The organism is Micromonospora sp. NPDC047465, assembly GCF_040643125.1.
Lineage (GTDB): Bacteria > Actinomycetota > Actinomycetes > Mycobacteriales > Micromonosporaceae > Micromonospora.
On the sequence record NZ_JBEYTP010000036.1, the window covers coordinates 1 to 22119 of the forward strand.

Below are 22119 nucleotides of genomic sequence, written 5' to 3' on the forward strand. Positions count from 1 at the left end.
ATCGTGGGCGCGGAATCGTGGCCGGGCCGGGGTCGTTACACCATGCGTACGACCGAGCACGACCACGCCGCCGCCCCGACAGGGGTTGGTATGCGGACCCCGGCCCCGGCCCCGGCCCCGGAATGATGGTGGGCCGCCGTCGTTACACATGGTCCCGGCCAGTGAAGGGGCGACCCCCTCGCCCCGCGACACAGGCCACTCCCGTGGTCTCCAGATATGGCCGGTCTGATTCTTCCCGGCGCGGCACGCGCCGGATCCCCCGAGTTTGTTGAGCGCCGGACGGTGCTTGCGCCCCGCTGAACCCCCCTTCGGCGTGTGGTGCCAACCCCCGAATGGAGCATCTGATGAACACGATCATGCGTAAGAGCGTTCTCGGTATTGCTGGTCTGGCCTTCGCCGGTGGTGTGTTCGCCGGTCCGGCCGCTGCTCACGCCGCCCCGACGGTCGAGAGCACCCCGATCACCGCCGTGGCCGTGGCGGCGGACAAGCCGGCCGTGGACACCGCGAAGCTGATCCCGCACGGTGTGCAGGGTGCGCAGTCGCGCATCGACCTGTCGGACGAGCAGGTCGGTAACGTGAAGGCGATCATCGCGGCGACGAAGAAGGCCGGCATGGACGAGCGGGCCGCCGTGGTGTCGATCGCGACGGCGTTGCAGGAGTCGAAGCTGGAGAACCTGGGTCATCTGGGTGACCGCAACGACCACGACTCGCAGGGCCTGTTCCAGCAGCGCCCGTCCTCGGGTTGGGGCACGGTGGAGCAGATCACCGACCCCGAGTACTCGACGATGGCGTTCCTGAAGGGTCTGAAGCAGGTCGACGGGTGGCAGGACATGCCGCTGACCGAGGCCGCGCAGACCGTGCAGGTGTCGGCGTACCCGGACCACTACGCCCAGTGGGAGCAGCAGGCCGCCGACCTCGTCGCCAAGCACTGGAACAACTGACCCACAGAGACAGACTTTCACCACAAGGGGGAACGCTGGCCGGCACCCGACACGGGCGCCGGCCAGCGGCACATCCACCCGACCTCGCCCCACCCCCGAGCCGATCCGGCTCGGGGGTGGGGCTGTCTGCGTACGCCAATGGCGACGTCGCGGGCGCGGACGGTGACCGTCGGGTGGTGATCGGGGTCTCGGGTCGCGGCCGGGGTGCGGGCTGCCCTAGTGTGCGAGGGGTCGACGGCGTTCGGGCTGAGGGAGGGGGTGTCGCGGGATGGGTCTGCGGACCTTCATCGAGGGCTGGCCGGTCTACCGGCAGCTCACCGGCACCGATCCGCTGGGCCGGGGCGCCGCCGCGCAGTCGGCGCGCTCGGCCGGGCTGACCGCGCGCACCGAGACCGCCGACCGGATGGCCCGCTCGGTCTGCCCCTACTGCGCGGTTGGCTGCGGCCAACGTGTCTACGTCTCGGACGGCCGGGTCACCCAGATCGAGGGCGATCCGGACAGCCCGATCTCCCGGGGCCGGCTCTGCCCGAAGGGCTCGGCCAGCAGGAGTCTCGTCACGAGCCCGCTGCGGCAGACGAAGGTCCGCTACCGGCGCCCCTACGGCACGGAGTGGGAGGACCTGGATCTCGACGTCGCGGTCGACATGATCGCCGACCGGATCCTCGCCGCCCGCGCCGAGACGTGGGAGGACGTCGACCCCAAGGGCCGGCCGCTCAACCGCACGCTGGGGATCTCCAGCCTGGGCGGGGCGACGCTGGACAACGAGGAGAACTACCTCATCAAGAAGCTGTTCACGGCGATGGGGGCGCTCCAGATCGAGAATCAGGCGCGCATTTGACACTCCGCCACCGTCCCCGGTCTGGGGGCCAGCTTCGGTCGCGGTGGCGCGACGGACTTCCAGCAGGACGTCGCCAACGCTGACGTCATCGTCATCCAGGGCTCGAACATGGCCGAGGCCCACCCGGTGGGCTTCCAGTGGGTGATGGAGGCCAAGCGGCGCGGCGCCAGGGTGTTCCACGTCGACCCGCGGTTCACCCGCACCAGCGCGCTGGCCGACACCTACCTGCCGATCCGCGCGGGCTCCGACATCGCGCTGCTCGGCGGGGTGGTGCGGTACATCCTGGAGAACGAGCTGGACTTCCGGGAGTACGTGCTGGCCTACACGAACGCCGCGACGATCGTCAGCGACCAGTTCGTCGACGCCGAGGACGGCGACGGTTTCTTCTCCGGCTTCGACCCGGAGACCGGCAGCTACGTGCAGGACTCCTGGCAGTACGCGGGCCACGAGACCGACTCCGGCAGCGGGCACACCGCGAAGGAGCGGGACAGCGCGGCCGGGCTGCTCCACGAGTCGCACGGCGCGCAGGTGAGCGGTCGGGTGGAGCGGGACGAGACGTTGCAGCATCCGCGCTGCGTCTACCAGATCCTCAGGCGACACTTCGCCCGCTACACGCCGGAGATGGTGGAGCGGGTCTGCGGCATCCCGCAGGAGAGGTTCCTGGAGCTGGCCCGGGCGTGGGCGGAGAACTCCGGCCGCGAGCGCACCGGCGTGCTGATCTACTCGGTCGGGTGGACGCAGCACAGCGTCGGCGTGCAGTACATCCGCACCGGCGCGATCATCCAGCTGCTGCTGGGCAACATGGGCCGCCCCGGCGGGGGGATCCTGGCCCTGCGCGGGCACGCCAGCATCCAGGGCTCCACCGACATCCCGACGCTGTACAACCTGCTCCCCGGCTACCTGCCGATGCCGCGCGCCGATCACACCACCTTCCGGCGGTGGGTGGACAGCTTCCGCCGCCCCGGCCAGAAGGGTTCCTGGGGCGACGCCGGCGCGTACGCGGCCAGCCTGCTCAAGGCGTACTGGGGGGACGCGGCGACGGCGGAGAACGACTTCTGCTACGGGTACCTGCCCCGGATGACGGGCGACCACGGGACGTACCAGCAGGTGCTGAACATGATCGACGGGAAGGTGAAGGGCTACTTCCTGCTCGGGCAGAACCCGGCGGTGGGCTCGGCGCACGGCCGCGCCCAGCGGCTGGGCATGGCGAACCTGGACTGGCTGGTGGTCCGCGACCTTTTCATGATCGAGAGCGCCACGTTCTGGCGCAACGGCCCGGAGGTGGCCACGGGCGAGATCGTGCCGACCGAGTGCAGGACGGAGGTGTTCTTCCTGCCGGCCGCGTCGCACGTGGAGAAGGAGGGCACCTTCACCCAGACCCAGCGGCTGCTGCAGTGGCGGGAGAAGGCCGTCGACCCGCCGGGCGACGCCCGCTCCGACCTGTGGTTCTTCTACCACCTGGGGCGCCGGCTGCGGGAGAAGCTGGCCGGCTCCGATCTGCCGCGCGACCGGGCGCTGCTCGACCTGGCCTGGGACTATCCCACGCACGGTCCGCACGCCGAGCCGAGCGCCGAGGCGGTGCTGCGCGAGATCAACGGGTACGACGTGGCGACGGGCCGTCCGCTGTCCACGTTCACCGAGGCCCGCGCCGACGGCTCGACCGCCGTCGGCTGCTGGATCTACTCCGGCGTGTACGCCGACGGCGTCAACCAGGCGGCCCGGCGCAAGCCCCGGCACGAGCAGGACTGGGTGGCCGCCGAGTGGGGCTGGGCGTGGCCGGCCAACCGGCGCACCCTCTACAACCGCGCCTCCGCCGACCCGCAGGGCCGGCCGTGGAGCGAGCGCAAGCGCTACGTCTGGTGGGATCCCGACGCCGGGGAGTGGACCGGCTACGACGTGCCGGACTTCGAGAAGACGAAGCCGCCGACGTACCGGCCGCCGGAGGGCGCGACCGGCCCGGAGGGGATCGCGGGCGACGACCCGTTCGTCATGCAGGGCGACGGGAAGGGCTGGCTGTACGCGCCCAGCGGGGTGCTCGACGGGCCGCTGCCGACGCACTACGAGCCGGCCGAGTCGCCGGTGCGCAACCCGCTCTACCGGCAGCAGGCCAACCCCACCCGCAAGGTGTACGCGCACCCCGTCAACTCGGTGAACCCGAGCCCGCCGCAGGAGCACAGCGCGGTCTTCCCGTACGTGTTCACGGTCAGCCGGCTCACCGAGCACCACACGGCGGGCGGGATGAGCCGCACGGTGCGGACCCTGGCGGAGCTGCAACCGGAGATGTTCGTGGAGGTGTCGCCGGAGGTGGCGGCCGAGCGGGGCCTGGCGCACCTGGGTTGGGCGCACCTGGTCAGTGGGCGGGCGGTGATCGAGGCGAAGGTGCTGGTCACCGACCGGCTGGCCCCGCTGCGGGTGGACGGCCGGGTGATCCACCAGGTGTGGCTGCCGTACCACTTCGGGTTCGAGGGCCTGGTGACGGGCGACTCGGCCAACGACCTGTTCGGGATCACCCTGGACCCGAACGTGCTCATCCAGGAGAGCAAGGTCGGCACCTGCGACGTGCGCCCGGGGCGGCGGCCCACCGGGGCAGCCCTGCGGGACATGGTGGCGGACTACCGGCGGCGGGCGGGTATCGTCCCCGGCCATCCGCCCTCGACCCTCACCCCGGGGGCGTTTCCGGCGCCGGCCCCGACCGACGGCGCCGGGGAGGACCGTGATGCTTCCTGACCCGAACAGCCTGTCCGGGCCGCTCGATCCCGCCCCGGACGCGGGCTGGGTCGACGCCCCGCCCCGGATGGGCTTCTTCACCGACACCAGCGTCTGCATCGGCTGCAAGGCGTGCGAGGTGGCCTGCAAGGAGTGGAACGACGTCCCCGGTTCGGGGCTGGACCTGCTCGGCATGTCGTACGACAACACCGGCGCGCTGACCGCGAACTCGTGGCGGCATGTGGCGTTCGTCGAGCAGCCCCGCCCGGCCGGGCACCGCAGGCCGCCGCTCGCCGGCGCCGCGACGGCCGGTCGGAGCGCCGGGCCGGAGTTCCTGGGCATGCCCGGGGCGCAGCCGCCGGGGCGGGCCGGCGGCGCGGAGGGGCGCAGCGACTTCCGCTGGCTGATGATGTCCGATGTCTGCAAGCACTGCACCCACGCGGCCTGCCTGGATGTCTGCCCCACCGGGGCGTTGTTCCGCACCGAGTTCGGCACGGTGGTGGTGCAGGAGGACATCTGCAACGGCTGCGGCTACTGCATCTCCGCCTGCCCCTACGGTGTCATCGACCAGCGCAAGGGCGACGGCCGGGCGTGGAAGTGCACGCTGTGCTACGACCGGATCGGTGCCGGGAAGGTCCCCGCCTGCGCGCAGGCGTGCCCGACGGAGTCCATCCAGTACGGTCCCCTCGACGAGCTGCGGGAGCGGGCCGCCGCCCGGGTGGCGACCCTGCACGAGCGCGGCGTCACCGAGGCGCGGCTCTACGGGCACGACCCCGACGACGGGGTCGGCGGCGACGGCGCGTTCTTCCTGCTGCTCGACGAGCCCGAGGTGTACGGCCTGCCCCCGGACCCGGTGGTCACCACCCGGGACCTGCCGAGGATGTGGAAGCGGGCCGGCCTGGCGGCCCTGGCCATGGCGGCGGCGGCCGTCGCCGCGTTCGTCGGAGGTTCCTCATGAGTCCGGACCGCCCGGTGGGAGACCTGTTCCGCCGCTTCCGCGATCGCCTCGACGCCGGCGTTCCCGGCGGACCGGCCGGCCCCGGCGAGGTCGCCGCCGGCTCGCCAGGGGCGCCACCCGGCGGGTCCGCCGCGCCGGCGTCGACCCGTGCGCCAGGACGGCCCCGGCGGCGGGGCGGCGGCCGGCGCGGCGGCGAGGAGCTGACCGTCCCGGAGGCCGAGTTCACCTCCTACTACGGCCGGCCGATCCTCAAGGCGCCCGTCTGGAAGTGGGACATCGCGGCGTACCTGTTCACCGGCGGGCTGGCGGCCGGCTCGTCGCTGCTGGCGGCGGGCGGGCAGGTCACCGGGCGGCCCGCGCTGCGCCGCGCCGGCCGGGTCACCGCGCTGGTGGCGGTCACCGCCAGCGCCGTCTTCCTGGTCAAGGACCTGGGGCGGCCGGCCCGGTTCCACCACATGCTGCGGGTGGCCAAGCCGACCTCGCCGATGTCCGTGGGCACCTGGATCCTCAGCGCGTACGGCCCGGCCGCCGGGATCGCGGCGGTCGCCGAGGGCGCGGCGTGGCTGCCCGAGCGGGGGCCGCTCGGGCTCGCCCGTCGGCTGCTGCCGCCGGTGGGGCACGCCGCCGGGCTGGCCGCCGCGGCGACCGCGCCGGCGCTGGCCACGTACACCGGCGTGCTGCTGGCCGACACGGCCGTGCCGTCCTGGCACGAGGCGTACCCGGAGCTGCCGACGGTCTTCGCGGGCAGCGCGCTGGCCAGCGGCGCCGGCGTGGGGCTGATCGCCGCGCCGACCGCGCAGGCCGGCCCGGCCCGCCGGATGGCGGTGGCGGGCGCCGCCCTGGAACTGTTCGGCGCGCACCGGGTGGAGACCCGGCTCGGGCTGCTCAGCGAGCCCTACCGCACCGGGCGGCCCGGCCGGCTGCTGCGCGCCGGGCGGGCCCTGACCGCGGCCGGGGTGGCCGGCGCGCTGCTCGGCCGGCGCAGCCGGGCGGTCTCCGCCCTGTCCGGGACGGCCCTGCTGGTCGCGTCGGTGGCCACCCGGTTCGGCATCTTCTACGGCGGCGTCGCCTCGGCAAAGGATCCGAAGTACACGGTGGTGCCGCAGCGGGAACGCCTCGGCCGGCGGCGCGCCGCCGAGGGCTGACGCCCCACCGTTCACGCCCACCCGGCCTGTGGTTCACTGCTGCCTGGAGGCGTTCAGGCGGCTGGTGCCCCTCCCGGTCTTCAAAACCGGTGTGGCCCGGGACCCGGGTCAGGCGGGTTCGATTCCCGTCCGTCTCCGCCAAACTGCCGGAAGAGGGGGCATGGGGGACGTCGCAGCCGATCCGCGCCGGCGGGTGCCGCGCACCGACGCGCTGCTCGCCGACCCCCGGCTGACCGCCGCGGCGCAGACCCTCGGGCGGGACCGCGTCAAGGCCGCCGTCCGGCGGGCGCAGGAGCGGGCCCGCCGCGGCGAGATCAGCCCCGATGCCGTACGCGACGCCGCGCTGGCCGCCCTGCCGGCGCCCGCGCCCCGGGCCGTGCTCAACGCCACCGGGGTGGTGCTGCACACCAACCTGGGCCGGGCCGCGCTGTCGCCCGCCGCCGTCGCGGCGGTCACCGCCGCCGCCGGACACACCGACGTCGAGCTGGACCTGCGCACCGGCCGGCGGGCCCGGCGCGGCCGCGACGCCCTCGACGCGCTCGCCGCCGCGGTGCCCGCCGCCGGCGCGGTGCACGTGGTCAACAACGGCGCCGCCGCGCTGGTGCTCGCCGCCACCGCGCTCGCCGCCGACGCCGAGATCGTGGTCAGCCGGGGCGAGTTGGTGGAGATCGGCGACGGGTTCCGGCTGCCCGAGCTGCTGGAGAGCACCGGCGCGCGGCTGCGCGAGGTGGGTACCACCAACCGCACCACGCTCGACGACTACGCCGCGGCGCTCGGCCCGCGTACCGGCTTCGTGCTGAAGGTGCACCCGTCGAACTTCCAGGTCACCGGCTTCACCTCGGCGGTGCCGGTGCGGCGGCTCGCCTCCCTCGGTGTGCCGGTGGTCGCCGACATCGGCTCGGGGCTGCTCGCCCCCGACCCGCTGCTGCCCGACGAGCCCGACGCGGCCGGCACCCTGCGGGCCGGGGCGGCCCTGGTCACCGCCAGCGGCGACAAGCTGCTCGGCGGGCCGCAGGCGGGGCTGCTGCTCGGCGCCGCCGACCTGGTCGAACGGCTGCGCCGGCACCCCCTCGCCCGGGCGCTGCGGGTGGACAAGCTGACCCTGGCCGCGCTCGCGGCCACCCTCGCCGACCCGGTCACGCCCACGCGGGCCGCGTTGCACGCCGACCCCGGCGCGCTGCGGGCGCGTACCGAGCGGCTGCGGGACGCCCTCGCGGCCGACGGGTGCAAGGCGGAGGTGGTGCCGGCCGGCGCGGTCGTCGGCGGTGGCGGCGCCCCGGGCGTGGAGCTGGACTCGTGGGCGCTGAGCCTGCCCGAGCGGTACGCGGAGCCGCTGCGCGTGGGCGACCCGCCCGTGCTCGGCCGGGTCGTCCGTGGGCGGCTGCTGCTGGACCTGCGCTGCGTGCCCGCCGACGCCGACGCCGCCGTCCGCGCCGCCGTGCTGCGCGTGTCGGGGGACGGCTGAACGTGTTCGTGGTGGCCACCGCCGGGCACGTCGACCACGGCAAGTCGACCCTGGTCCGGGCGCTGACGGGGATGGAACCCGACCGGTGGGCGGAGGAGCGCCGCCGGGGCATGACCATCGACCTCGGCTTCGCCTGGAGCACGCTGCCGTCCGGTGGGACGGTCGCGTTCGTCGACGTGCCGGGGCACGAGCGTTTCGTGCCGAACATGCTCGCCGGCGTCGGCCCGGTGCCCGCCGCGCTGGTCGTGGTCGCCGCCGACGAGGGCTGGATGCCGCAGTCGGCCGAGCACCTGGCCGCGCTGCACGCGCTCGGGGTGTCGTACGGATTGCTGGTGGTGACCCGCGCGGACCTGGCGGACCCGGGGCCGGCGGCGGCCCGGGCCCGGGTCGAGCTGGCGGCCACCTCCCTCGGCGCGGTCGACACGGTGGCGGTCAGCGCGGTGACCGGCGCCGGCCTGCCGGAGCTGCGCGCGGCCCTGGACCGGCTCGCGGCCCGGCTGCCCGCCCCGGCGGCGGACGTCCCGGTGCGGTTGTGGGTGGACCGCGCGTTCACCGTGCGCGGCGCCGGCACGGTGGTCACCGGCACGCTCGGCGCCGGCCGGTTGCGGGTGGGCGACGAGCTGGAACTCGCCGCCACCGGCGAGCCGGTGCGGGTGCGTGGCCTGCACCGCCTCGGCGAGGCCCGGTCGGAGGTCACCGCGGTCGCCCGGGTGGCGGTCAACCTGCGCGGTACGCCCCGGGGCCGGGTCGGCCGCGGCGACGCCCTGCTCACCCCGGGCCGGTTCCACCGCACCGACCTGCTGGACGTCCGGCTGGCCGGCGACCCCGCGGCGGAGCTGCCCGCCACCCTGACCCTGCACGTCGGCGCGGCGGCGGTGCCCGCCCGGGTGCGACCGCTGGGCGCGGACACCGTCCGGCTGCGGCTGGCCCGGCCGCTGCCGCTGCTGGTCGGCGACCGGGCGCTGCTGCGCGACCCGGGCCGGCACCACGTGGCCGGCGGCGTGACCGTGCTGGACGTCGCGCCGCCGCCGCTGACCCGCCGGGGCGCGGCGGCTGCCCGCGCGGCCGTGCTGGCGACCGTGGACGGCCGGCCCGACCTGGCCGGCGAGCTGCGCCGCCGGGGCTTGGCCCGCGCCGCCGACCTGGTCCGCACCGGCGTCGAGGTGACCGGGCAGCCCGTCGTCGGGGACTGGCTGGCCGACCCGGAGCACTGGCGGCGGCTCGGCACCCGGCTGGGCGGGGAGGTGGCCCGGCACGCCCGGGAGCACCCGCTGGAGCCGGGCGCGCCGGTGGAGCTGCTGCGGCAGCGCCTCGACCTGCCCGACCGGGCGCTGGTAGAGGCGCTGGTCCGGCCGCCGCTGCGGCTGCACGCCGGCCGGGTCACCGCGGCCGCCGCCGACGCGCTGCCGGAGCCGGTGGCCCGCGCCGTCGCCCGGGTCCGCGCCGAGTATGCCGACCGCCCGTTCCGGGCCCCCGAGGCCGAGCGCCTGGCGGAGCTGGGTCTGGGGCCCCGGGAGATCGGCGCGGCGGTGCGGGCCGGTGCGCTGCTGCGGGTCGCCGAGAACGTGGTGCTGCTGCCCGGCGCGGTCGACGAGGCCGTGCGGGTGCTGGCCGGGCTGCCGCAGCCGTTCACGCTCAGCGCCGCCCGGCAGGCGTTGGACACCACCCGCCGCGTCGCCGTGCCGCTGCTGGAGCTGCTGGACCGCCGGGGCGCCACCCGGCGGCTGCCCGACGACGCCCGGGTCGTGGTCGCGGCCCCGTCCTGAAGCCGCCCCGGCGGGGCGGCCGGTCGCCTAGCGTGGCGCCATGGACCCTTCCGCGGTCTGGCGGGACAAGCAGCACAAATGGCGGATCGAGGCGTACCGCGCTCCGGACCTGCGCTTCGCGATCTTCGCGACGAACGGCACCACCGAGTCGGCGCCGCTGTGGCTGTTCGGGATGTCGGCGCTGGCGCGGTGGCTGATGACGCACAAGATCTCCCTCGACGACCTGGAGGTCGACTGACATGGGGGCACCGCTCGGGCAGCTCGCGCTGGTGGCCGTGCTGGTGCTCGTCAACGCGGCCCTGTCGGGCAGCGAGATGGCGCTCGTGACGCTGCGCGAGGGGCAGGTGCGGCAGCTGGGTCGGCGTAGCCGTTCGGGGGAGCGGCTGGCGCGGCTGGTCCGCGACCCCAACCGCTACCTGGCCACCATCCAGCTCGGCATCACCCTCGCCGGGTTCCTCGCCTCCGCCGCCGCCGCGGTCTCGTTGGCCGAGCCGCTGGTCGGGCCGCTGGGCTTCCTCGGCGAAGCCGCGCGGGGCGCAGCGGTCGTCCTGGTCACCGTGCTGCTCACCTTCGTCACCCTGGTCGTCGGCGAGCTGGCGCCGAAGCGGCTGGCGATGCAGCGCGCGGAGCGGTGGGGGCTGCTCAGCGCCGGCCCGCTGGACCTGCTGGCCCGGCTGTCCCGACCGGCGGTCTGGTTGCTGAGCAAGGCCACCGACGTGGTGGTGCGGCTCGCCGGCGGGGACCCGCGGGCCAGTCGTACGGAGATGACCGAGGAGGAGTTGCGGGAGATCGTGGTCAGCCAGCGGGGCCTGTCCGCGCAGCAGCGGGAGATCCTCACCGGAGCGTTCGACATCGCCGGCCGGACGCTGCGGGAGATCCTCGTCCCCCGGCTGGAGGTGACCGCGCTCCCCGCGACCCTGCCCGCCGACGAGGGGCTGCGTCGGCTCGCCGCCGCCGGCCGGTCCCGTGCCCCCGTCGTCGGGCCCGGGGGGCTGGACGACGTGCGCGGCGTGGTGCACATCCGGGACCTCGTCGCGGCGGGCGCGGCGGCGGTCGGCGACCGGGCGCGCCCGCCGCTGCTGCTGCCCGGCACCCTGCCGGTGTCCGACGCGCTGCGCCGGCTGCGGCTGTGCCACCAGCAGCTCGCCCTGGTCGTCGACGAGCACGGCGGGGTCGACGGCCTGGTGACCCTGGAGGACCTGCTGGCGGAGGTGGTGGGGGAGCTGTACGACGAGACCGACCGGGACGTGACCGGGGTGGCCCGGGAGCCGGACGGTTCGCTGCTGCTGCCCGGCGACTTCCCGTTGCACGACCTGGCCGATGTCGGGGTGCGGCTGCACTTCCGGCCGTCGCGGGAGTACACGACGGTGGCCGGGCTGGTGCTGGCCGGGCTGGGGCACCTGCCGACCGGGCCCGGGGAGACGGTGCATCTGCCGGGGCTGACCGTCGAGGTGGTGGAGGTGTCCGGCCGGACGATCCGCCGGGTCCGGCTGCGGGGCGTCGCCACCGGGGCCTGACCCGGGGCCGCCACGGTCGGGTGAATCCGGACGAACCGGCCACGCCGGGCCTGGGGCGGTCGTACCGTCCGGTACGTGAAGGACCGAGGGATGCGGACGTTCGTCACCGTGCTGGCCGGGCTCGCGGTGATCTACTTCGGCACCACCGGCCGCAGCGAGGAGGACGGTCGCGGCGTGTCGGGCGGGCTCGTGGTGCTCGCGCTGCTGGCGGCGCTGCTGGTGTGGAACCTGACGAAGCCGGGCGACAAGCCGGTCAAGTGAGCCTGCCTCACCGCCCGGCGGCGCGGGTGACCTCGCCGGCGGACTCCTCGCCGAGCGACACCCGCACCAGCGCCGAGGCGAGCCTGCCGAAGTCGGCCGGCTCGACCAGCCCGGCCAGCTTGTCCGGCGAGCGGGGCAGGCCGAGCCGCTCCGCGCCGGACAGGGCGCGGCGGTCGGCGTACGGGCGCAGGTCCGGCCAGACCACCTGCGCCTCGCGCAGGAAGATGTCGGCGCCGGTCGGGCCGATGCCGGGGAACTCGGTCAGCAGCCGGCGCAGCGCGGGCGGCTCGCCGTCGGCCTCGCGGTGCAGCCGGCGCAGGTCGCCCCGCCAGCGGTCCAGGCACAGCCGGGCGCCGGTGCCGAGCATCGTCGAGGTCCGCTCGTCGTAGCGGCGGTAGTGGCCCCGGCCCAGCGCGTCGACGCGATCCTGCCAGCTCGCCGCCTCCATCGCCTGCGGGGTCCGGTAGCCGGCGGCGAACAGCTCCCGGGCGGCCGACACCGCGACGCAGGCCCGGATCCTGGTGCTCAGCAGCGTGGCGAGCACCAGCAACTGGTAGAGCGGGGCGGGCCGGTCGGCGAGCCGGATGCCCGCCTCCTCGGCGTACGTGGTGCCCCGCCGGTCCAGCAGGACCCGCGCCATCCTCCGGTCGTCGCCCATCCTCGGGGTGTACCCGCTGGGTGCCGGGTCAGCCCTGCGACCGTCCGCCCGGGCCGGCATGCCACCCACGGCGCCGGGTAACCGAGGTGGGACACGGTCGAACCCCGGAAGGAGAAGACCCGTGGTGAATCCGCAGCAGGAGGAACTGCGCCGCAACGACAAGGGCGCCACCAGCCAGTACAGCAAGGTCCCGAACCCGGGCGGCCACCCGCGCAACCGAGGCTCGTCCGGCGGCGACGAGGGCCGGCCGGTGCCCCGGGGGCAGGTCTCGCCGTACGGCCCGGCGATGGAGCCGGTCGCCGACGACGAGAGCGCCCGGGGCTAACGACCCCGGCCCGACACGGGCGGCCGCAGCCGGTTCCAGGTGGCTGCGGCCGCCATGCCGTACGCGACGTGCGGCACGATGTCGGCGACCCAGTCCGACCGGCGCCAGCGGCGCGGGTCGGTCACTCCCAGCAGGGTCATCGACCCGTCGGACATCGTCATCACGCCGCCGCCGAGCACCCCGGCCGCCAGGGGAAGCGGCATCCGACGGCCCCGGGTGAGCACGGCGTAGCCGACGCCGGCGGCGATGCCCATCCCGTAGCCGAGCAGGGGCCCGAGGCCCGAGCGGCGGTTCGCCGCCTGGTCCTCGGGCCCCAGGTTCACGTGCGCCGCCCCGGCCAGCCGCCCGGCGGTGTGCTCCGGGGTGCTGCTCGCCGGCCTCGCGCGCAGCGCCATGTCCAGGTAGCTGACCACGTTCAGGGCGGCGCTGCCGACCGCGCCGGCGATCGCCCCGTCGGCCAGGTGCGTCGCCCTCACTTCGGGTCGCCCGGTTCGCGCTCGCCCTTGGGACCGTAGACCCGCTCACCGCGGACGACGCCCCGCTGTCCGCGATCGGACTGCAGGATCCGGTTTGCCACGTCGTTCGCCTTGCGGTCCGACACCCGTCGTCCCGAGTCGTCGATCACGTCACGGATGCGCGCCCGCTGCTTGTCGTACGCGTTGCTGCCCGGCCGTGGTCCTGGCATCACTGCCTCCTCCGGTCGTCCTCGCCGTTGGCGTACCGCGGTCGTCTACCCGCCTACGTCGGGGCCAACCCCCGCACTCGACTCAGCGGGGCGCGTGGACGACGGCGACCGGGCAGTCGGCGTGGTGCAGCACGGACTGGCTCACCGAGCCGAGCAGCAGCCCCGTCAGTTCGCCGCGGCCCTGCCGGCCCACCACGAGCAGCTGGGCCCGCCGGGACGCCTCGGCGAGCACGGTGGTGGGGCGGCCCCGCACGGCCTCCCGGCTGACCGGCACGTCCGGCCACCGCTCGGTCAGCCCTGCCAGCGACTCGGCCACCACCCGCTCCTCCTCGGAGCGCAGCTCGGTGTCGTCGTACACCAGGGGTTGCATGTCGCCCGGCGCGGTGGACGCCGGGTGCCGGTAGGCGTGCAGCGCGACCAGCGGGGCGTCGCGGACCGACGCCTCCTCGACGGCGAACTCCACGGCGAGCCGGGACGTCTCGGAGCCGTCGACCCCGACCACGACGGGTCCGTCCGGGCGGTCGGTGCCCCGGGCGACGAGCACGGGGCAGTCGGCGTACGAGGCGACCTGCACCGCGACGGAGCCGACCACCAGGGCGGAGAACCCGCCGAGCCCCCGGTCGCCCAGCACGATCATCGCGGCGGCCGGCGACTCGCCGAGCAGCACCGCGGCGGCCTCCCCGTCGATGATCTCGCCGGAGACGCGCAGCCCGGGCACCGTCGCCTCGGCCTCGGTGGTCGCGGCGGCGACGAGCTGCTCCGCCTGGTGTCGCAGGCCGGCGCCGGGTGGGCCGCCGGCGGGCGGGCCCACCGGCACGCGCAGCAGCGGCCAGATGAACCCGTGCACGATCCGCAGCGGCCGGTTCCGGCGGGCCGCCTCGACGGCGGCCAGCCGGACGGCGCGCAGCGCCGCCTCCGAGCCGTCCACGCCGACGACCACCGCCGCGCCGTTCGCCGAGTTCACCGCCCACCTCCCGCCGATTCCCGGCCAGTATCGCGGCCGGTGCCCGGTCGGCGAGGCGATACCGCCCAGGACGACCGGTGGGTACGCTGTCGACGACCGCCGGGGAGGGAGCGTCGTCGATGGTGGAGCCGGACCAGCCGAGCACCGCGCGAATGATCGATTTCTGGCTCGGCGGGGAGCACCACTTCCCGGTCGACGTGGCGGCGGCCCGCGCCTTCGAGCAGGCGTACGGGCCGTGCGCGCCGGTCTTCCGGGAGCTGCGGGCCTTCCTGGGCCGGGCGGTCCGGGCGATGGTCGCGGAGGGCGTGGACAGCTTCCTGGTCTTCGGCGCGGGGGTGCCCACCATGGGCAACGTGCACGAGGTCGCCCCGGACGCCACCGTGCTCTACACCGACGTCGACCCGGTCACCATCCGCCTCGGCCAGCGGCTGCTCGCCGGCAGCGACCGGGCCGGCTACGGCTACGGCGACGCCACCGACATCGGCACGGTGGACCGTGCCCAGCTGCACCGGTTCGTGCCGGGGTGGGGGAGGAGGCCCGTCGGGGTGGTGTTCCTCGGCCTGGCCGCGTTCCTCGACGACGAGACGCTGGCCCGCACCCTCGACGAGCTCTACGAGGCGACGGCGCCGGGCAGCCTGCTGGCGGTCGACTTCGACACCGAGGAGCTGGCCGGCTACCCGGAGGCCCTCGCGATGATGGGCCCGGCGTTCCGGATGCGCCCGCCGGCCGCGTTCGCGCCGCTGCTCGGCCGCTGGACGCCCACCGCCGACGGCATCGTGCCGATCACCCGGTGGCGTCCCGACGGTTCGCCGGCGCAGGTTCCGGACGCCTTCCACGGCGCGGTCGCCGTCCGCTCGGCCGGCTGACCGGCCCCGCCCGCCGTCCGCGCCGCCGCGAGGCCGCGCGGGGGCGGCAGCGTGCCGTCGGGTCGTCCGTCCGGGTCGGGTACGCCGCCCCGTCGGCGTCGGGCCGCCCGGCCGCCCGGCCGTCGACGACACCTCCGTATGATGCTTGCCCTACGGCAAGTATTCCGGAGGACGATCGATGGTGGAGGCACCGGCCCAGGTCTCGCGTGCGTTGCGTGCGGCGCCGCCCGACCAGGTGGTGGAGGCGGCGGACCGGGCCATCCGGGCCGGCCTCGGCGCGTCCCGGACGGACGTGTTCATCGCCGACTACCGGATCAGCGGGCTGTGGCCGGTGCTGGACCCGGAGCTGCCCGACGGGGGCTTCCTCGCCTGCCGCAGCATGGCGCAGCGCTGCTTCAGCAGCCAGCAGCCGGTGACCGACGCCGACGACGAGGGGCGGTGCCGGCTCTACCTGCCGCTGTCGGTGTGGGGGGAGCGCCTCGGCGTGCTCCTGGTCGAGCTGCCGGCCCCGCTCGGCCCGGAGACCGTCGACCACGTCGCGGACATCGCCGGCGAGCTGGCGGTCGTCCTGCGGGCGGCGGACCGGGAGACCGACCGGTACCGCCGGGTGCGCCGGCGGGAGCGGCTCAGCATGGCCGCCGAGATGCAGTGGGAGCTGCTGCCGGGGCGCAGCGTCAGCCACGGCGAGTTCGAGCTGGCCGGCCAGCTGGAGCCGGCGTACACGGTCGGCGGGGACCACTTCGACTGGTCGGTGGACGGTGACCGGCTCACGGCGACGGTGTTGAACGGCGCCGGCATCGGCCTGGCGGCGGCGCTGCTCACGGCCGTCACCGTGAACGCGCTGCGCAACGCCCGGCGCTCCGGCGGCAGCCTCGTCGAGCAGGCCGAGCTGGCCTCCGACACGGTCTTCTACCAACATCGCGGGCGTCGGTACGTGGCCACGCTGCTGCTGGAACTGGACACCGCGACCGGTCGGGTCCGGGCGGTGGACGCCGGCTCCCCGCGCCTGCTGCGGCTGCGCGGCGGCACCGTCACGCCGATCACGCTGGAGCAGCAGCTGCCGCTGGGCATGTTCGCCGAGGCCCGTTACGACGTCCAGGAGTTCGACCTGGCGCCCGGGGACCGGATCTTCGTGGTCAGCGACGGGGTGTGGGCCGCCGATCCCGGTGACCGGGGGGCGTACGGCGAGCGGGCGATGGCGCGGGCGATGCGCGCCACGCGGCTGCAACCGCCGACCGAGGCGGTTGGTACGGTGATGCGCGAACTGCACGCCTGGCATGCGGACGCGGATCTCCGCGACGACGCGGTCGTGGTCTGCCTGGACTGGCGTGGCACGGGTGGCCGGGGCGACGGGTGAGGATCGTCGCCGGAACGGCCGGGCACGAGCGGGACGATCGCAGGGGACACCTGGTGGAGCGACCTCCGAATCTCGCTGCGGCGATCGACGCCGCCGCCGAGGCGCTCGTCGGTGTGCTCGACTCCGCCGCCTCCCGGCACCAGATGGCCGTCTCGCCGACGCAGCTGCGCGTGTTGTCGCTGATCAGCAGCCGGCCGGAGACCAACGTCAACGGCCTGGCCGAGTTGTTGGACGTCGTGCCGTCCTCGGCGAGCCGGCTCTGCGACCGGCTGGAGGCCACCGGCCTGCTGCGCCGGGTGGCCGACCCCCGGGACCGGCGGGAGGTGCGGCTGGTGCCGACCGCCGCCGCCGAGACGCTGCTGCGCGAGTTGAAGGAACGCCGGCACCGGGCGGTGCAGGCGGTGCTGGACCGGATGCCGGGTCGGGTGCAGCACGACCTGCTGCTGGCCCTGCGGGCCTTCGAGCAGGCCGCGACGGCGGAGTCGCAGTCGGACTCCTCGGTCCGCACCGCCTGACGACCTTCCCCGCGCGCCGCCCGTCCCGCCACGCGGCCACCCACTTCCCTCTAGTGTCCTAGGACGCTCTAGGGGTGGCGACCGCCCCGACGACACCCGAACGGCACCGACAGAACCGGACACCTGAACCCGGGGAGGCGGCCAAGAGCCCGATATAGTGGCAGCGCAGTCAGCCGGCCCGCGATCAACGTGATCGCGGGCCGAGTCAGGCGGCGGTCCCGTACGGGGATCGCAGGGGGTGCCGGCGTCAGCCGGCCCGACAGCGCGCACGGAACTTCGCGGTGCCCGTCCTCGGCCGGGCGGTCGGAGCGTGTGGCGGAGGAGGTTCGGTGTCGCGTCGGCCGGCTCGCTCGGAACACGCGGAGGCCAGCGCCGGCACGAGCGCACCGGCAGCGGGCGACCGCGTCCTGACGCTGCCGAACCTGATCAGCTTCGTCCGGCTGCTGGGCGTCCCGCTCTTCCTCTATCTCCTGCTCGTCGCGCACGCCGACGTGGCCGCGATCGTGGTGCTGGCCGTCGGCGGCACGACGGACTGGGTGGACGGGTGGGTCGCGCGCCGGATGCGCCAGGTCAGCCGGCTGGGGGAGCTGCTCGACCCGGCCGTCGACCGCCTCTACATCCTCGCCACCCTGGTCGGGTTCACCGCCCGGGGCGTGGTGCCCTGGCAGTTCACCGCGGCGCTGCTGGCCCGGGAGCTGCTCCTGCTGGGTTCGCTGGCGGTGTTGCGGCGGTACGGGTACGGCCCGCCGCCGGTGCACTACGTCGGCAAGACCGCGACGTTCCTGTTGCTGGCCGCCTTCCCGGTCCTGCTGCTCGCCGCGGCGGTTCCCGGCGTCGAGGCGGTGGCCGGGCCGATCGGTTGGGGGCTGGCCTGGTGGGGACTGGTGCTCTACTGGGTGGCCGGCGCGATGTACGTGGTGCAGGCGAGCCGGTTGGTCAGGGCCGTGCGCGCCGAGGGAGCGTCGGCATGACGACGCCGCCGGGCGAGGGCCGGGGACGGTCCGACCGGGTGTACGCCCCGGACTTCCTCACCGAGTTGTTCCGTAACCCGCTGGATCCGGGGTACGCCGACGCGGCGGCCCGGCGCCGGGAGCGGCAGGCCCCGCCGGCGGGGTGGCGGCACTGGTCGGCGCGGTCGGTGAGCCTGGTCCTGGCGGTGGTGCTGGGGTTCCTGTTCGCGGTCGCGTACCGGCAGACGTTGGAGGCCGAGCCGGGGCGCAGTCAGGCCCGCTCCGGCCTGGTGGCGCAGATCAAGCAGCGGGAGAGCGAGACCGACCGGTTGTCGGAGCGGGCGGACCAGTTGCGGGCGGAGGTGACGCGGCAGCGGGCCGCGGCGCTGGGTGGCTCGGAGGCGGCGCGGCTGCGCACCCTGGAGGCGGGCACGGGCCTGGGGCGGGTGCGGGGTGACGGCGTGGTGGTGCGGCTGGCGGACGCGCCGCAGAATCCGGACGCGGTGACGGGCGCGGACGTCGGTCCGTCCCGGGTGATCTACAGCGATCTGCAGGGGGTCGCCAACGACCTGTGGGCCGCCGGCGCGGAGGCGATCTCGATCAACGGGCAGCGGTTGACGGCGACGTCGACGATCCGGTCGGCGGGGCAGGCGATCCTGGTGGACTTCCGGCCGGTGACGGGGCCGTACGAGGTGTCGGCGATCGGGCCGGGGTCGATGCGGGACCGGTACGAGGACAGTCGCAGCGCGTTGACGATGCGGAAGGTGGCGGAGGACACCGGGTTGTCGTTCGCGGTGCGGGAGGCGGAGGACCTCACCCTGCCGGCCGCTCCGGAGCCGCGGCTACGCTACGCGGAGCCTCCGGCGAGCGCGAGTCCGTCGCCGTCGGGGGCGGACCGTTCCGCCAGTTCTCAGCCGTCCGGTTCGAGGACGTCTCCCAGCCCCTCCGGAGGTGGTCGATGATCGCGGTGCTGGCGTTGCTCGCCGGTGTGGTCCTCGGGGTCTGGCTCGACCCCACGGTTCCGGCGGGGTTGCAGCCGTATCTGCCCATCGCGGTGGTGGCGGCGTTGGACGCGGTGTTCGGTGGGGTGCGGGCGAAGCTCGACCGGATCTTCGACGACAAGCAGTTCGTGGTGTCGTTCATCTCCAACGTGCTGGTGGCGGGTCTGATCGTGTACCTGGGTGACCAGCTCGGGGTGGGTGGCCAGTTGTCCACGGGTGTGGTGGTCGTGCTCGGGGTGCGGATCTTCGGGAACGTGGCGGCGATCCGCCGGCACCTGTTCCGGGCGTAGGTTTGTGGCGATGAGCAGCGATGAGCACACGGAGACGGGCACGGGTTGGCCGCAGCCGGCGGGGCCGGGGCGGCCGTCGGGTCCGGCGGGGGAGCCGGACCCGCGGCCTGACGCGCCGGATCCGGACGAGTTGAGCCCGTTGGCGCCGGAGCGGGCGGAGCCGCCCGTGGCGGAGCCGGACCGGTTCGACGAGGGCGCGACGGTGGACCTGAGTCGGGCTGCCGGTGAGGGGTCGGGCGGGTCGTCGCCGGAGGCGTCGTCGGCCGCGGGGTCGTCGGTGGGCGCGGGGTCGCCGCGGCGGCGGGTGAGCTCGGCCGGGGTGATGATCGCGGTGCTGCTGGCGTTGCTGGGGTTCACGCTGGTGGTGCAGTTGAAGACGACGTCGACGGATCCGACGGTGGCGGCGACGCGGCAGGAGGACCTGGTCCGGATCCTGTACGACCTGAATTCGCGGGAGGTCCGGCTGCGGCAGGACATCGCGGCGCTGGAGGAGAGTCAGCGGCAGTTGCGTTCGGGTGAGCAGGGGCGGCAGGCGGCGTTGGACGAGGCGTCGCGGCGGGCCGACGAGTTGGGCATCCTGGCGGGGACGTTGCCGGCGACGGGTCCGGGGTTGGCGGTGCGGTTCGAGGCGGGTGAGAAGCCGATCTCGGCGTCGCGGGTGTTGGACGCGGTGCAGGAGTTGCGGGGCGCCGGCGCGGAGGCGATGCAGATTTCCGGCGGTGACCGGGCGACGGTGCGGATCATCGCGTCGACGTACTTCCTGGACGGGGAGAGCGGGTCGTTGGTGGTGGACGGGCGTCGGTTGACGGGTCCGTTCACGATCACGGTGATCGGTGATCCGGCGACGATGCGTACGGCGTTGAACATTCCTGGCGGGGTGGTGGCGTCGGTGACGGGCGACGGCGGTAAGTTGATCGTTGAGGATCGTGAGGCTGCCGAGGTTTCGGCGCTGCACGCGCCGATCAAGCTGGAACACGCCCGTCCGGTCTCCTGACCGGCGCGGCTCGCACCGGTGGTGTCCGGTGCGTCGATGGTGAAGGACGCGTCTGGTGATTCCTGAGGATCTGCGGTATTCCGCCGAGCACGAGTGGGTGGCGGGTGACGGTGGCGGCCCGGTGCGGGTCGGCATCACCCACTTCGCGCAGGACGCCCTGGGTGACATCGTGTATGTCCAGCTGCCCGAGGTCGGTGCGGTGGTGGCGGCGGGCGAGTCGTTGGGTGAGATCGAGTCGACGAAGAGTGTGTCGGAGATTTACGCCCCGCTCGGCGGTACGGTGGCGGCGCGCAACGAGGCGCTCGGCGACACCCCTGAGGTGATCAACACTGACCCGTACGGTGCGGGTTGGTTGGTGGAGATCACCCCGGACGATCCGGCGGCGGTCGAAGGGCTGCTGTCCGCGGACGCGTATCGTGAGCTCACCGAGAGCTGAGTGCGTCCCCTCCGGGCGTGGTGGCTGTGTCCGCGCGTCCGGTTGCCCTGCATTTCGGCGCTGGCTAGGCTCGCCAAGTCGACCGAGAACCCAATAGTTGAGCGTTGCGGAATTGCCTTTCCGGGCACGGGGAGCCAGCCGCCGGGTGTTGGAGTGCCCGGCGGCCAGACCCGCCATTTCCCGACGCCGACCGAACAGATCCGTGAGGTGGTCCCATGACGCGCCCAGACGACGAGTTCCCCCCACTCGACGTCACTTCGACGCTCAATCTCGGTTCGCTCGACGAAGTGCTGGAGGGGCCGGATACCGATGTGGTGCCGAGCCGGATGTCCGGTTCGTTGCCGCCGGGGATGGCGCTGCTGGTGGTTCGCCGGGGTCCGAACGCGGGTGCCCGGTTCCTCTTGGATCACGATGTGACGACGAGTGGCCGGCATCCGGACAGTGACATTTTCCTGGACGACGTGACGGTGTCGCGGCGGCACGCCGAGTTTCACCGTGACGGTGGGACGTTCACTGTGCGGGATGTGGGAAGCCTGAACGGCACGTACGTGAACCGGGAGCGGGTCGAGGCGGCCACGTTGAGCAACGGTGACGAGGTGCAGATCGGTAAGTTCCGGGTGGTGTTCATCGCCGGTCCGCGCCCGGAGGAGGAGGCCGGCCGGGGGTGAACGAGCCTGCGGCCTCCACGCCGCCCGGGGCGGCCCGTGCCCGACCGTTGATGAGCATCGGTGAGGTGCTGGGCCAGCTGCGGGTGGATTTTCCGGACGTGACGATTTCGAAGTTGCGGTTTCTCGAGGCCGAGGGCCTGGTGGAGCCGCAGCGGACGGCGGCGGGTTACCGGAAGTACAGCTGGGACGATGTGGCGCGGTTGCGGTTCGTGCTGACCGCGCAGCGGGACCAGTATCTGCCTCTGCGGGTGATCCGTGATCAGTTGGCGCAGTGGGACGCGTCCGGGGAGTCGCCGGGTCGGCAGCGGCCGACGTTGGTGGCGGTGGGCCCGGGTGGCGAGGTGCCGGGGCGGGTGTCGGAGGAGCCGGCCGGGTCGCCGCAGGTGCGGCTCGGCCGGGCGGATCTGGTGGCGCGTAGTGGGATCGACGAGTCGACGCTGGGTGAGTTGGAGCGGCTCGGTGTGGTGGTGTCGGATCCGCCGGGTTGGTACGACGACGATGCGTTGATCATCGCGCGGGCGGTGGCGGGTCTGGCGGCGTACGGGTTGGAGCCGCGGCATCTGCGGGGTTACCGGACGGCGGCGGACCGGGAGGTCGGTTTGTTCGCGCAGTTGGTGGCGCCGTTGGCGCGGCAGAGTGATCCGGCGGCGCGGGCGCGGGCGGCGGAGACGGCGCGGGAGTTGGTGGCGTTGTCGCAGCAGTTGCACGCGGCGTTGGTGCGGGTGGGGTTGCGGTCGACGTTGGGTCGGTGATCCGGCGGGGTTGTGGGGAAAGATCTGCCCCGGGAAGCGTGTCGTAGGCTTGCCGGGGTAA

At 74.6% G+C, this 22119-nt stretch carries 24 protein-coding genes and 1 tRNA gene; 21 read left to right on the forward strand and 4 right to left on the reverse strand.

Going from position 1 to position 22119, the window contains the following annotated elements:
- Nucleotides 1-344: 344 nt before the first annotated feature.
- The 10 genes from ABZ793_RS26255 to ABZ793_RS26300 all read left to right on the forward strand — a co-directional run bounded on the left by ABZ793_RS26255 (nucleotide 345) and on the right by ABZ793_RS26300 (nucleotide 11597).
- Nucleotides 345-941 carry a hypothetical protein gene (locus tag ABZ793_RS26255; protein ID WP_357456212.1) on the forward strand — a complete coding sequence of 199 codons (597 nt, stop codon included), beginning with the start codon at nucleotides 345-347 and terminating at the stop codon, nucleotides 939-941.
- Between the two features lie 268 nt (nucleotides 942-1209).
- Nucleotides 1210-4506 carry a formate dehydrogenase gene (gene fdh / locus ABZ793_RS26260; protein WP_357461880.1) on the forward strand — a complete coding sequence of 1099 codons (3297 nt, stop codon included), beginning with the start codon at nucleotides 1210-1212 and terminating at the stop codon, nucleotides 4504-4506.
- On the forward strand, nucleotides 4496-5443 hold the full coding sequence (locus ABZ793_RS26265; protein WP_357461881.1) for a 4Fe-4S dicluster domain-containing protein: 948 nt from the start codon (nucleotides 4496-4498) through the stop codon (nucleotides 5441-5443). Before fdh ends, ABZ793_RS26265 begins: the two co-directional genes overlap by 11 nt.
- Nucleotides 5440-6588: an NrfD/PsrC family molybdoenzyme membrane anchor subunit gene (gene nrfD / locus ABZ793_RS26270; protein WP_357461882.1), complete on the forward strand. Its 1149-nt coding sequence runs from the start codon at nucleotides 5440-5442 to the stop codon at nucleotides 6586-6588. The genes ABZ793_RS26265 and nrfD overlap by 4 nt, the downstream gene beginning before the upstream one ends.
- 45 nt (nucleotides 6589-6633) lie before the next feature.
- Nucleotides 6634-6729: transfer RNA gene (locus ABZ793_RS26275), tRNA-Sec, on the forward strand.
- A gap of 19 nt (nucleotides 6730-6748) precedes the next feature.
- On the forward strand, nucleotides 6749-8053 hold the full coding sequence (gene selA, locus ABZ793_RS26280) for an L-seryl-tRNA(Sec) selenium transferase (protein WP_357461883.1): 1305 nt from the start codon (nucleotides 6749-6751) through the stop codon (nucleotides 8051-8053).
- Nucleotides 8054-8055: 2 nt separating this feature from the next.
- Complete coding sequence (gene selB / locus ABZ793_RS26285) at nucleotides 8056-9819, forward strand: selenocysteine-specific translation elongation factor (RefSeq protein ID WP_357461884.1); 1764 nt, start codon at nucleotides 8056-8058, stop codon at nucleotides 9817-9819.
- 40 nt (nucleotides 9820-9859) lie between these two features.
- Nucleotides 9860-10057, forward strand: coding sequence for a hypothetical protein (locus ABZ793_RS26290; RefSeq protein WP_350687479.1), 198 nt, complete (start codon nucleotides 9860-9862; stop codon nucleotides 10055-10057).
- Between the two features lies 1 nt (nucleotide 10058).
- Nucleotides 10059-11336, forward strand: a complete 1278-nt coding sequence (locus tag ABZ793_RS26295; protein ID WP_357461885.1) for a hemolysin family protein — start codon at nucleotides 10059-10061, stop codon at nucleotides 11334-11336.
- Between the two features lie 90 nt (nucleotides 11337-11426).
- On the forward strand, nucleotides 11427-11597 hold the full coding sequence (locus tag ABZ793_RS26300; protein ID WP_357461886.1) for a hypothetical protein: 171 nt from the start codon (nucleotides 11427-11429) through the stop codon (nucleotides 11595-11597).
- A gap of 7 nt (nucleotides 11598-11604) precedes the next feature.
- Here the strand turns inward: ABZ793_RS26300 and ABZ793_RS26305 are convergent, their stop codons facing one another.
- On the reverse strand, nucleotides 11605-12255 hold the full coding sequence (locus tag ABZ793_RS26305; protein WP_357461887.1) for a hypothetical protein: 651 nt from the start codon (nucleotides 12253-12255) through the stop codon (nucleotides 11605-11607).
- 121 nt (nucleotides 12256-12376) lie between these two features.
- On the opposite strand from ABZ793_RS26305, the gene ABZ793_RS26310 reads away from it, so the two are divergent.
- Nucleotides 12377-12580, forward strand: coding sequence for a hypothetical protein (locus ABZ793_RS26310; RefSeq protein ID WP_357461888.1), 204 nt, complete (start codon nucleotides 12377-12379; stop codon nucleotides 12578-12580).
- On the opposite strand, the gene ABZ793_RS26315 is transcribed toward ABZ793_RS26310, so the two are convergent.
- From ABZ793_RS26315 to ABZ793_RS26325, 3 genes are all read right to left on the reverse strand, one after another.
- Nucleotides 12577-13056 carry a hypothetical protein gene (locus ABZ793_RS26315; protein WP_357461889.1) on the reverse strand — a complete coding sequence of 160 codons (480 nt, stop codon included), beginning with the start codon at nucleotides 13054-13056 and terminating at the stop codon, nucleotides 12577-12579. The two genes, ABZ793_RS26310 and ABZ793_RS26315, sit on opposite strands and share 4 nt — an antisense overlap.
- Nucleotides 13053-13265, reverse strand: coding sequence for a phosphatidylethanolamine-binding protein (locus ABZ793_RS26320; protein ID WP_350683982.1), 213 nt, complete (start codon nucleotides 13263-13265; stop codon nucleotides 13053-13055). The genes ABZ793_RS26315 and ABZ793_RS26320 overlap by 4 nt, the downstream gene beginning before the upstream one ends.
- Nucleotides 13266-13347: 82 nt before the next feature.
- Nucleotides 13348-14229 (reverse strand): universal stress protein, encoded by an 882-nt coding sequence (locus tag ABZ793_RS26325; RefSeq protein WP_357461890.1) that lies wholly within the window; start codon nucleotides 14227-14229, stop codon nucleotides 13348-13350.
- Between the two features lie 119 nt (nucleotides 14230-14348).
- On the opposite strand from ABZ793_RS26325, the gene ABZ793_RS26330 reads away from it, so the two are divergent.
- From ABZ793_RS26330 to ABZ793_RS26375, 10 genes are all read left to right on the forward strand, one after another.
- Nucleotides 14349-15095, forward strand: coding sequence for an SAM-dependent methyltransferase (locus tag ABZ793_RS26330; RefSeq protein WP_357461891.1), 747 nt, complete (start codon nucleotides 14349-14351; stop codon nucleotides 15093-15095).
- A 178-nt stretch (nucleotides 15096-15273) separates the two neighbouring features.
- Nucleotides 15274-16452 (forward strand): PP2C family protein-serine/threonine phosphatase, encoded by a 1179-nt coding sequence (locus ABZ793_RS26335; RefSeq protein ID WP_357461892.1) that lies wholly within the window; start codon nucleotides 15274-15276, stop codon nucleotides 16450-16452.
- A 53-nt stretch (nucleotides 16453-16505) separates the two neighbouring features.
- Nucleotides 16506-16967, forward strand: a complete 462-nt coding sequence (locus ABZ793_RS26340) for a MarR family transcriptional regulator (RefSeq protein WP_357461893.1) — start codon at nucleotides 16506-16508, stop codon at nucleotides 16965-16967.
- 407 nt (nucleotides 16968-17374) lie between these two features.
- Nucleotides 17375-17938, forward strand: a complete 564-nt coding sequence (locus ABZ793_RS26345; RefSeq protein WP_357461940.1) for a CDP-alcohol phosphatidyltransferase family protein — start codon at nucleotides 17375-17377, stop codon at nucleotides 17936-17938.
- On the forward strand, nucleotides 17935-18879 hold the full coding sequence (locus ABZ793_RS26350) for a DUF881 domain-containing protein (RefSeq protein ID WP_357461894.1): 945 nt from the start codon (nucleotides 17935-17937) through the stop codon (nucleotides 18877-18879). Before ABZ793_RS26345 ends, ABZ793_RS26350 begins: the two co-directional genes overlap by 4 nt.
- A complete protein-coding gene (locus tag ABZ793_RS26355; RefSeq protein ID WP_091106953.1) occupies nucleotides 18876-19208 on the forward strand; it encodes a small basic family protein in 333 nt (110 codons plus the stop codon). Before ABZ793_RS26350 ends, ABZ793_RS26355 begins: the two co-directional genes overlap by 4 nt.
- 10 nt (nucleotides 19209-19218) lie before the next feature.
- Nucleotides 19219-20202 carry a DUF881 domain-containing protein gene (locus ABZ793_RS26360; RefSeq protein WP_357461895.1) on the forward strand — a complete coding sequence of 328 codons (984 nt, stop codon included), beginning with the start codon at nucleotides 19219-19221 and terminating at the stop codon, nucleotides 20200-20202.
- A 55-nt stretch (nucleotides 20203-20257) separates the two neighbouring features.
- On the forward strand, nucleotides 20258-20638 hold the full coding sequence (gcvH, locus tag ABZ793_RS26365; RefSeq protein WP_357461896.1) for a glycine cleavage system protein GcvH: 381 nt from the start codon (nucleotides 20258-20260) through the stop codon (nucleotides 20636-20638).
- A gap of 215 nt (nucleotides 20639-20853) precedes the next feature.
- Nucleotides 20854-21306 (forward strand): FHA domain-containing protein, encoded by a 453-nt coding sequence (locus ABZ793_RS26370; RefSeq protein WP_007071101.1) that lies wholly within the window; start codon nucleotides 20854-20856, stop codon nucleotides 21304-21306.
- A 50-nt stretch (nucleotides 21307-21356) separates the two neighbouring features.
- Nucleotides 21357-22058, forward strand: a complete 702-nt coding sequence (locus ABZ793_RS26375; RefSeq protein ID WP_350712558.1) for a MerR family transcriptional regulator — start codon at nucleotides 21357-21359, stop codon at nucleotides 22056-22058.
- Nucleotides 22059-22119: the final 61 nt, after the last annotated feature.